The organism is Paracoccus litorisediminis (genome assembly GCF_009711205.1).
Classification (GTDB): Bacteria; Pseudomonadota; Alphaproteobacteria; order Rhodobacterales; family Rhodobacteraceae; genus Paracoccus; species Paracoccus litorisediminis.
This window is the reverse complement of the sequence record NZ_WMIG01000015.1, coordinates 90,852-101,686: the sequence shown is the minus strand read 5'-3', so window position 1 is coordinate 101,686 and position 10,835 is coordinate 90,852. Positions and strand designations below refer to the sequence as shown.

The following is a 10,835-nucleotide window of genomic DNA, read 5'->3' as shown; positions in this document are numbered from 1 at the left end:
AGATAGGCCCGGTCCCGCGTCCACAGCCACAACCCCTCAAGCACCGCCAGATAGCTCGCCAGACCAATCGTGATCGCCGGGAACACAATGTGAAACGACACCGTGAAACCAAACTGAACTCGCGCCAACTCCAACGCACTCAGCGTAAACATGACCGAAAAATCCTGATGAATGGGTCGGCCCGCGGGGGACCGGCCTGAACAGATAAGACGCGGGCGAAAACCCCCGGAGAATAACCCTGAGGCGGGCCTTGATGCCTAGACGACGGCCCTTGCGCCCAGTGAGGGCTGCGCGATCAGGCCGGACAGCAGCATCAGCCCGTCCTCAAGATCGCCGCGATCCGGGGCCACCCCCAGCGAGATGCGCACTGCCTCGATCGGATGGGAGGCCGTGGCAAAGACCTGCCCCGGCACGACCGAGACTCCGGCCCGGTCGGCATGTTCGGCAAAGTCCGCCGCGCGCCAATGGTTGGGCAGGCGCAGCCACAGATGATGGCCATGCGGGTCGGCGGCGAAATCCATGCCTTTCAGGACCGAGCCCGCCAGCTTCTGGCGCAGGGCGTTTTCGACGCGGATCGCCGCGGTGATCTGGTCCAGCGTGCCGTCGGCGATCCAGCGACTGGCCAGCGCCGACATCAGCGGCGGGGCCATCAGGATGGTGGCGCGCAGGACGCCCGCCAGCCTCAGCGCTTGGGTCGCCGCAGGGGCCACGACATAGGCGACGCGCAGCGCGGGCGAGGCGCATTTCGACAGGGTCGCGATATGCCAGGTCAGGTCCGGGGCAAGCTCGGCCATCGTCACCCGGCGTTCGGGCAACAGCGGGGTGTAAGGGTCATCCTCGATGATCGCGACGCCGTGCTGGCGCGCGATCTGGGCTAAGGCCCTGCGCCGATCCTCGGGCAAAGTCGCGGTGGTCGGGTTGTCGATGCTGGGGATCAGATACAGCGCCCTGACGTGACGATCACGACAGGCGCGGTCGAACGCGTCGGGAATGATGCCCTGATCGTCCATGTCCAGCGCGGCGATTTCCAGCCCCTTCTGGATGGCGACGGCCTTGATCCCCGGATAGGTCATCGCCCCCGCCGCGATCACGTCGCCACGCCGCAGCAGCAATTCGCAGACCGCAAACAGCGCGCTTTGCGCCCCGCCGGTCAAAACGATACGGTCGGGGGACAGTCCTTCGATCCGCGCGCCCAGCCAGTTTGCGGCGGCCCGGCGGTCGGGCTCGGCCCCGGTGCTTTCCTGATAGTGCAGGCTCAGCAGGCCCTGCGTGCCCCCCAGAATGCTTGCGATGCCGGTCGGGAACAGCTTGCGGAAATCGACATCGGCTGGCTGCGAGGGTATATTCATGCTGAGATCGATCAGCGGCTGCGCCAAATCCGCGGCTTTGCCGTCCAAAGCCTCGCTGACAAAGGTGCCGCGTCCTGCCTGCGCCTGAACCAGCCCCTGGCGGCGCGCCTCGTTGAAGGCGCGGGTGACGGTGGTCAGGTCGACGTCAAGCGCCTCGGCGACGCTGCGCTGGGGCGGCACACGTTCGCCCGGCGCGATGCGCCCGGCGCGGATATCCTCCGCCAGTGCCTCGACGATGCCCAGATATTTCATCCGGGCGTTTTCGATCAGTCGCGGCTTCCACATGGGGTTACTCGTATTGTATGGATGTATTGTTGGTTTGTATGGGTCTACTGCGTCTGCGTGCCGGGCTGAAACCCGTGCATGCCCTTGGCCCATTGAAAGGCGACGAAGCTGCCCTTCACAGGGGGCAGCAGGGCCAGAGACAGCACGATACTGGCAAGGCCCAAAGTGACCGCGATCGTCGTCGGCCTGTCGCCGATCAGGTTGAACATGACCGGCAGTGAAAACCCGATCAGATGGGCGACAATCAGAATCACGAAATAAGCGGGTCCGTCATCCGCGCGCTGCGGTGTCAGGTCCAATCCACAAGCGTCGCAACTGGCTGCGACCTTCAGATAGCCCGAAAACATCCTGCCTTCGCCGCAGCGTGGGCATTTCAGGCAAGCCCCCCGCAACATTGCGGGCTTCACGTTTTCAGCGCCCTGAACCAGCATCTGTCCTTGCTTCATCATCGCACATCATCCCCTGCGACAGCTCGATTCGCTTGCGGTGATCATACGCGAATTGTATGGGCATACAATCATCAATGTATGGATATTAAGCATACGGATTCAGCATTGTCTGTATCCCGCGCCGGACCAGCAGGGCGGTTAAAACAATTGCCCCAGCGTCAGGCCTGACCTAATGATATGAAATTCAACAAAGACGATGTTGGCCCGCGCGGAAACTTACGGAGGGATATGATGCCTCTGGTCGAGCGTCTCCTTCGCGAATTGCAACTGTCGCTTTATCTGCCCCATTTCGAACGCAACCACCTGACCGACGATCTGCTGGCCACGCTGACCGATGCCGATCTCAAGGAAATCGGCATCAGTTCTCTTGGGCATCGCAAGCAGATCCTTGCCGCGATCGCCTCCGTCGCCCGGACACCGGCCGAGGCACAGTTGCGCGCCGTGGTTGTGCTGTTTGCCGACCTGACCGGATACACGCGCCTGACCCGCGAATTGCCCAGCGAGGACATGCATGTGCTGCTGTCCGAGTTCTTCTCGCAATTCGATGCGATCCTGCGGCAGACGGGCGGCACGGTCAGCCATATCGGCGATTGCGTCATGGCAGTGTTCGGCACCGAGCGGTCGCATGGCAATGAGGCCGAGCGCGCGCTGACTGCCTCGATCGCCATGCATGCGGCCATGCCGGGGCTGTCGGCGCGGACAGGGCGCGAGTTGTCGATCCATATCGGCATCGCGGTCGGACAGGTGCTTTTCGCGCAGGGCGGTCTGGGCGAGTTGGGCGGCATCGGTTTTACCGTCAGCGGGGATTCGGTCAATCTGGCCTCGCGCATTGCCGACAATGCCGAGGCCGGCGAGACCTTGATCTCTGAGCGCGTCTATCGCGGGCTGGAAGGTCGGATCATCTGCGATCAGGAACGCCGGATCGAGGTGCAGGGCTTTGACGGCCCGGTCCCTGTCCACCGTTTCCGGGCGCTGCGGGCGGCCTCCGCACCCAGCCGCTTCGTTGGTCGCAAGACCGAAATCGCGTTGGCAGACAACCTTCTGCGGGCTTGCGCGACGGGCCCACCGGGCGGTGTGCTGCATATTCGTGGTGAGGCCGGAATTGGCAAGACCGCCTTGGTCGAACAGATCCTGTCCATGGCGCAGGATGCCGGTTTCGCCTCGCACCGGACGTTGGTTCTGGACTTTGGTCTGGGCGAAAAGGCCAGCGTCGACCGTGACATCCTTGCCGCCTTATCCGGTCTGCCGCGCGATGCCAGCGCGGATGCCGTCCGGGCGCGGACCGAGGAATATCTGCGTCAGGGCGCGCTGGACCCGGCCGGGGCGCGGTTCTTTGAGCTGGCCTTGGGGCTTGTGCCTGCGGGAACCGCGCAGGCCTTTTTCGCCGGGCTGGATTCCGCGGCCCTGGCCGAGGGTCGCAGGGCGGTCGTCGCCCGCGTGGTTCAGGCCAGCGCCCGCGCCCGCCCGCTGCTGCTGGTGGTCGAGGACATCCATTGGGCCGATGCGGAAACCCGCGCCATCCTGTCGGTTCTGGCCGGGACGGTTCCGCAGGCGCGGGTCTGCCTGATTCTGACCGAGCGCCGCACCGAACGCCTGATCGACCCGCAGGAACTGTTTGCCGGGCTTGACGCGCAGGTCCGGCAGATCGACCTGAACGCCATCAGCATCGAGGAGGGGCTGGAGCTTGGCCTTGCCCTGCACGGGGCGCAGGGTGAGTTTGTCGTCGCCTGCGTGCGCCGCGCCGAGGGCAACCCGCTTTTCCTTGAACAATTGCTGCGCAGCGGCTCGGACCCGCAAGAAGCCAATGTCCCCGAGACGATTCAGGGCCTGATCCAGTCCCGCGTCGACATGCTCAGCGAAGACAACCGCCGAATCCTGATTGCCGCCTCGGTGATCGGGCAGCGTTTCGACATGGCGGCGGCGGCGGCGATTGCCGGAATCCGCATCGACAATCTGGCGGTGCTGGAGGGAAGCGCGCTGATCCGGCGGCATGAGGACGGCTATCTGTTCCACCACGCGCTGATCCGCGATGCGGTCTATTCCCAGATCCTGCGTGACCAGTTGCGCCGCCTGCATCGCGCCGCAGCCGACTGGTTCGCGCCCCATGATCGGTTGCTTCATGCCGAGCATCTTGAGAAGGCGGCCGACCCCGATGCCGCCGCCGCCTATCTGACCGCCGCAAATGAGGTGCTGGATCGGCACCGCCGCGACAGCGCCATCGCGCTTGTCGATCGCGGATTGGCATTGGCCGGGGACGATATCCGCGTGCCCTTGCTGCTGCTGCGCGGCGATGTGCTGCGCGATCTGGGGCGTGGCCCGGAATCCATTGCCGCCTTTGAATCGGCACTGGCCGAAGCGAAGGGGCCTGCTGCGGCGCTGAAGGCGCGGATCGGGTTGGTCTCGACCATGCGGGTTCTGGACCGGATTGACGATGCCTTCGCGATGATTGCCGAGACCGAAACCCTGATGCGCGATGCCGAGGCCGAATTCCTGCCCGATCTGGCCCGGCTGCATTACTTGAAAGGCGGGCTTTGCTTTCCACGCGGCGATTTCGGTGGCTGTCTTGCCGCGCATCGTCAGGCCTTTGACTATGCGGTTCGCGCCGATCACCCGGAACTGCGGGCCCGCGCACTGAGCGGCCTTGGCGATGCCTATTACGCGCAGGGCCGGATGCATCTTGCCCATGGCGTGTTCGAGGAATGTCTGGCGCTTTGCGACGCGCATGCCCTGAGCAGCGTCGAATGCGCCAATCGCTTCATGCTGGGCACGACCAAGATCTACATGCTGGAAACCCGCGCCGCGCTGGACGAGGCGCTGCGTTCCGCCACGCTGGCCCAGCGGATCGGCCAGCTGCGCCCCGAGATCGTCGCGCGCCTTACAGCGGGTTGGATCTATCAGTCCATGGCCGAACATGACGCCGCCCGGCAGCAGATCGAACGCGGGCTGGAGGCCGCGCAGGAACTTGGTGCCCCGCGCTTTCTGCCCTTCCTGCGCGAGACGCTGGTGCGCGTCTGCCTGTCCGAAGGCGACGTTCCCACCGCGCATGCGCTGGCCTGCGATGTGCTGGAGCAGGCCCGCAGTATGGGGGCGATGAATTTCATCGGGCCCTGGGTTCTGGCCTCGCATGCGATGACCTGCTGCGATCCCGACCAGCGCAGCACCTCTCTGGCCGAGGGCGAGGCCCTGCTGGCGGGCGGTTGCGTCGGGCATAACCATTACCGCTTTCGCGCCTATGCGATCCGGGCCTGTGCGCAGGCGGGCGATTGGGACGGGGCGGGGCGGCAGGCAGCGGCCCTTGCCGCCTATACCAAGGACGAGCCAACCCCTTGGTCCGATTTGCATATCGGCTTTGGCCATGCGCTGGCGGCATGGGGCAAGGGCGACGGCGCGGCCCGGCAGGCCCTGCATGACATTGCCGATCGCGCCAGCGCTGCGGCGCAACTGACCACCCGGCGCGCCATTCTTGAAGTGACCGGCATCACCACCTGAGCTTTTCCATCGTTTGAATTCAAATCAAGGGAGGGACCTGGAATGAATGACACGGATATTGCCATCATCGGTGGCGGCATTGGCGGTTTGGCAGCTGCGTGGAACATCATCCTGACGGCCAGACAGAAGAACCCCTCGGCGGTGCCGCGGATCACTGTCCTTGAGGCCAGCGATCGTTTCGGCGGCAATGTCGACACGTTCGACTTTACCTTCGGCAATGGCCCCGATGGCACGATCGACCGCTGGGCCGATCTTGGCGTCAATGATTTCAACGTGACCGCCTATACCAACATCGTGGCGGTGATGAACCAGATCGGCTTCAAGGCGGGCACGGACTATCTGCCGCTTGAGGATTCCACCAGCTATTCGACCGGGGATGGCAGCATCTGCTTTACCGACAGCGCCTCGGCATGGTGGGGGACGGCGATCGATAAGGCACTGGCGGCCTCTGTCAACGATTTCATGCAGGTTGCGGGTGTGGACGCGACCAAGAATGCCGGGAAATTCGCCACGACCACGATCAGCGAATATATCGATATGGTGGGGCCGACGCGAAGCCCGCCATGGGATGCGCGGCTGGGTCCGCAGGTGATCTATCCCCGGATCAACGGCATGTATTTCGTCACCGAGCTTGGGCCGCGCGGCATGCCGTTTCTGGCGGTGATGCATTATTACGCGATACAGGAAGGCGCAGGCGGCAAACCCGCCAACAGGTGCTATTTCGTCGGCGGGGCGTCGCGTTGGATCAATCAACTGGTCGCCTATATGACGGCGACGATGCCCGAGATCACCTTCGTGCAAAACTATCGGGCCTCGGCCAGCCTTGAGGACGGGCTGTTCACGATCAGCAATGATCTTGCCCCGACCTTGCAGCCTTTCAGGGCCAAGAAACTGGTGCTGGCGGCGCATGCCGATTCCTCACTGATAGCGGTCAAGCAGGGACTGCCGGGCGAGGTTGCCTCGGCCATGGCCTCGATCGAATATACCAACGGCATTTCGGTGGCCCATACCGACAGCCGTTTGCTGCCCGTGAATTGCAATGCCTGGTCGACTTACAACATCCTGATCCACCAGCCGGGCGCGGTGGCGCAGATGCCCTATACGATCAACTATGTCGCGAACCGGCACCAGAACGATGCGCAGAACCCGTTTTATGACAAGTTCGGCTATCCGCTGTTCTTTGTTTCGGTCAATCCCTATCGCCCGATCCCGGATGATCTGGTCCTGAAGGATGCGCAGGGCAATCGTGCGGTGCAGAACCTGCGCCACAATATCCTTGATTTCGCCACCTTGCAGGCTCAGGCGGTCTGCCTGAAAAATCAGGGCGTCAATGGCATCTACTATGCTGGCGGCTGGACGCAGGGCGCGGGCCTGCATGAGGAATGCTGGGTTCAGGGTCAGGATGTCGCCAAGCTGATCCTTGGCGAGACCGAACACCACGAAAAGCTCAAGGCACTGGACTTTGCTGAGCTGGCTGGCGCGCGGCTGCACCGGAACATGCAACCCGGCTGATCCGCATCGGCAAAGGGCAGTTCCTGACTGGCGGGTTTCCTGAGCCAGTTTGCCAAAGGCAAATCCGGGAATCCGTGTATCATTTCCGGGCCGGTCGGACAGCCGACCGGGTTTTCTAGACCTTTCCCATCATTCTGGAACGAACCCCGGCCGATGGATCTGCCCGCCCGCCCTGCCGCCGCGACCAGCCTGCCCAAAGCGCCGGGCCGCATGTCCAGCATCGTGGCGGGGTTTCTGCTTGGGCTTGATTCCGTGGGGGAAAGCTATGCGCTGGCCTCGCTTTGCTTCGCGGGGGCATTGGCGACGGGACTGGGTTCCGGCACGCTGATCCTGCTGTTTTCGACTGCGGTATCGGCGTTTTCGACGGCGCTGTTCAGCCGGATTCCAGGCGCACTGGGAACCGCGCAGGATGCCTCGATCGCGGTGCTTGCCGCCGCGATGGCCTCGGCCGCGGCGGCCACGACCGGAGGGCCGGCGGCGGCGCTGGTCACCGCTATCGCCGTCATGGGCATTTCGACGACGCTGACCGGGATCGCCTTGCTGCTGCTGGGCAAGCTGCGGTTGACGCGCTTTGCCCGGCTGCTGCCCTTTGCGGTGTCCTGCGGGTTTCTGGCCGCTTGCGGGTTGCTGCTGATCATCGCCGCGATCGAGCTTGTTCTGGGCGGCAGCCCTTGGCAGGCGTGGCGCGGGGGCCTTGATGCCGACAAGATCAAGGTGCTGCTGCCCGCCATCGGCCTTGCCCTGCTGCTGGCGCTTTCCGGCCAGCACCTGCGCACGGCGCTGGGGTTTCTGACGGTCTTGGTGGCGGCGGTCGCCGGATTCTGGATCGTACAGGCAGTGCTGGGTCAGGATATCGCGGGTCTGGTGGCATCGGGTCAGCTGGTTTCCTTCGATACGACGGACCAGCCTGTGCTGGCACTTGGGCAGATCGACGTTGCGGTGCTGCTGGGGTCGTCCGGAGCGATTCTGGTCGTGGTGCTGCTGAATGTCCTCAGCGTGGTGCTGAACCTCAGCGGGATTGAGCTGGACAGCCGCCGCGATGTCGATTTCGACCATGAAACCCGGCTGGCGGGGGGCGCGAATATCCTGATCGGGCTGTTCGGCGGGCTGGTCAGCTATGCCGATAGCCCGACCACCGCGCTGACCAACAGCCTTGGATTGCGGCGCAACAGCGTCGGACTGGGCTATGGGCTGGCCGCGCTGACCGGCTGCGTCTTCATGGGCTGGCTGATCCCCTATTTCCCGGTCTTCGTCAGCACCGGTATTCTGCTGTTCATCGGTTATGGTCTGGTTGCGGATTGGCTGTGGTCGGTGCGCCGCCAGATCGACAGACTGGAATGGTGCGTGGTGATTGCCGTGGTCGCCGTGGCCTGCCTTGTCGACATCCTTGCCGCCATCGGGCTGGGCATTCTGCTCTCGGCGCTCAGCTTTGCCATGGCCTATGGCCGCACCCCGCTGGTCAGCGCCCGTTGGTCCGCGCGTGAGCGCCGCTCGCCGCTGGACCGGGCGCCCTCGGCCGAGCTGTGGTTGTCCGGTCAGGGCGCGGCCATTCAGGGGCTGACGCTGTTTGGCCATATCTATTTTGGTCGCGTCGATCTGCTGCGGAAGGAAATCCGGGGGCTGAAATGGCCGGATGCGGCGGGGCAGGGATTGCCACGGCAACTGATCCTTGATTTTTCGTCGGTCAGCGGGCTGGACGGGGCGGCCTGCGCCGCCTTGATGCGGATTTTGCTGCAACTGGGCGACCGGGATGTGACCTGCTGGCTGGCCGGGCTGAATGCCGATTGCCTGCGCGCCTTGCGGGCCTGGGACCGGGATTTCGACATCCATGCCCAGTTGCGGCTGGCACCGGATGTGGCCACGGCGCTGGAGGCGGCCGAAACCCTTCTGCTGGCCCATGCCCCGCCCGAGGCGCTTGCCCATGGCGCGACCGACCTGCCCGACGCGCCGCCGGGCTTCTTCAAGGCGGTGGCTCTGGCGCAGGGCGATCTGCTGGTCACCGAGGGCAGCGCCGGCGACGAGGTCTGGTATCTGCAATCCGGCCAGCTTGGCGTTTTCGCGCGGACTACGACAGGGCCAAAGCGGCTGCGCTCGCTTGCGCCCGGAAATCTGGTGGGCGAGATCGCGCTATATACCGCAGGCCCGCGCAGTGCCGAGATCCGCGCGGATGCACCTTGCCGCCTGCTGTGCTTTGCCGCGCAGGATCTGCGTGATCTGGAGGCGAGCGACCCCGCCACGGCATTCGCGATCCATCGCTGGCTGGCACGCGGTCTGGGTGAAAAGCTGGTCCGCGCGAACCGGCTGCTGGGCTGAGGGGCGCGGTTACTTCAGCGCGACAAGGATCGCGCCGCAGGCGATCATCGCCACCCCCGCCCAGCCGGTCATGGACATCCGCTCGCCCAGAAACAGCGCCGCGATGATGGCGACCAGCACCACGCTCAGCTTGTCGACGGGCGCGACCTGCGCCGCCTGGCCCAGCTTGAGGGCGCGGAAATAGCACAGCCATGACAGGCCCGTGGCCAATCCCGACAGGATCAGGAACAGCCATGTCCGCCCCGAGATCGTCGCCGGGTCCATCCATTGGCCGGTGGCAAGGACGATGCCGCCGGCTGCCAGCAGGATGACCACGGTTCGGACAAAGGTCGCGTAGTCGGAATTGACGTTCTCGATCCCGACCTTGGCAAAGATCGCGGTCAGCGCCGCGAACATCGCCGATAGCAGCGCCCAGATCTGCCAGCTGTCGAAAAGCCTCATGTCGCACCTTTTGGCCCATGGCGGGTCAGTCCCGCTTTCCACGCCCATAGTCCCGAAAAACGATCAGAACGACAGAGGCAACCTGATCCCTTCCGCTGGGCGGTCCTTAACCCGCCTCTCGCAGCCCCGGCTGTCCATCCAGAAAGCCATCGGCGAAGCTGGCCTGCGGCATCAATTCCCGCAGTCTGGTCATGGTTTCGGAGCCGGGGGTCAGGCCTTGCAGCGCCCGGTCGTAAAGATCGACGATGGCAGCGAAATCCCCCGGATGGGGCGACAGGCGCAGGGATGCGACCCCGGCCGCCTGAAGTTCCGCCATTTGCAGCGCCACGGTGGTATGGGCGTGGCCAAGGGTCTGCACGCCGTTCACGGTCAGGAAGCTTTGGCCGTCCAATGTCTCGACATCGCGCCCGTCGGGGTCCTCGCCGCAGACGAACTGGCAATTGTCCTTGGCGCGCTCATGCAGCCTTGCGTGATAACACCGCCCCGAGATCGCCAGCGGCGCCCGGCCATGGCCCCAGACCTCCACCGCGACCCCGGCGGCCAGCCCGGCCTGAGCCAGCGTCGTGACCGAGGCCAGCGGCAGTTCCGGCGGCAGGCAGATGCGCGTTGCGCCTTTTCGCGCCAGCCATTCCAGCGTGCCTTCGTTATAGACATTCACCGTCGGGCCGACCTGAAACGCCGCGCCCTCGGGCAGATATTTCAGCACGCCCAGATCGGCGATCTCGACCGGCACGCCCGAGGCAAACAATTCCTCGGCCTGCCGCCTTTCGCGCTTGAGCGTGATCAGCGCCAGCGTCGACAGGCTGACCTCTTTTCCCGCTGCGGTCAGGCATTCGATGGCCTGCGGGATTTCGTTCTGCCAGAAGGGCAGGCGCTTCGAGCATACCCATTCGCCGATCACCACCCGGCGCGCGTGGGTGGCGGCGATCATCTGATAGAAATCGCGCAGCTGCGCGGCGGGCCAGAAAAACGCGATGGGTCCGATGGTCAGGTCCAT

8 protein-coding genes are annotated in these 10,835 nt (G+C 64.6%); 3 read left to right on the top strand and 5 right to left on the bottom strand.

Features of this window, described 5'->3' with window-relative positions; translation table 11 throughout:
• From GL300_RS19525 to GL300_RS19515, 3 genes are all read right to left on the bottom strand, one after another.
• A partial coding sequence (locus GL300_RS19525) for a cytochrome ubiquinol oxidase subunit I (RefSeq protein WP_211595236.1) occupies positions 1–152 on the bottom strand: 152 nt, incomplete at its 3' end.
• 105 nt (positions 153–257) lie between these two features.
• Complete coding sequence (locus GL300_RS19520) at positions 258–1,634, bottom strand: aminotransferase-like domain-containing protein (protein ID WP_155041366.1); 1,377 nt, start codon at positions 1,632–1,634, stop codon at positions 258–260.
• Positions 1,635–1,678: 44 nt separating this feature from the next.
• On the bottom strand, positions 1,679–2,083 hold the full coding sequence (locus tag GL300_RS19515; RefSeq protein ID WP_246195258.1) for a DUF983 domain-containing protein: 405 nt from the start codon (positions 2,081–2,083) through the stop codon (positions 1,679–1,681).
• A gap of 228 nt (positions 2,084–2,311) precedes the next feature.
• Here GL300_RS19515 and GL300_RS19510 point away from each other — a divergent pair, with 228 nt between their 5' ends.
• The 3 genes from GL300_RS19510 to GL300_RS19500 all read left to right on the top strand — a co-directional run bounded on the left by GL300_RS19510 (position 2,312) and on the right by GL300_RS19500 (position 9,397).
• Entirely contained in the window at positions 2,312–5,572 is a 3,261-nt protein-coding gene (locus GL300_RS19510) for an adenylate/guanylate cyclase domain-containing protein (RefSeq protein ID WP_170297731.1), read from the top strand.
• Between the two features lie 42 nt (positions 5,573–5,614).
• The gene (locus tag GL300_RS19505) at positions 5,615–7,084 is read left to right on the top strand and encodes an FAD-dependent oxidoreductase (RefSeq protein WP_155041364.1); all 1,470 of its coding nucleotides are present in this window, start codon (positions 5,615–5,617) and stop codon (positions 7,082–7,084) included.
• A 153-nt stretch (positions 7,085–7,237) separates the two neighbouring features.
• Complete coding sequence (locus GL300_RS19500) at positions 7,238–9,397, top strand: cyclic nucleotide-binding domain-containing protein (RefSeq protein ID WP_155041363.1); 2,160 nt, start codon at positions 7,238–7,240, stop codon at positions 9,395–9,397.
• 9 nt (positions 9,398–9,406) lie between these two features.
• On the opposite strand, the gene GL300_RS19495 is transcribed toward GL300_RS19500, so the two are convergent.
• The gene (locus tag GL300_RS19495) at positions 9,407–9,838 is read right to left on the bottom strand and encodes an EamA family transporter (RefSeq protein WP_155041362.1); all 432 of its coding nucleotides are present in this window, start codon (positions 9,836–9,838) and stop codon (positions 9,407–9,409) included.
• A gap of 106 nt (positions 9,839–9,944) precedes the next feature.
• A complete protein-coding gene (gene ubiV, locus GL300_RS19490; protein WP_155041361.1) occupies positions 9,945–10,835 on the bottom strand; it encodes a ubiquinone anaerobic biosynthesis protein UbiV in 891 nt (296 codons plus the stop codon).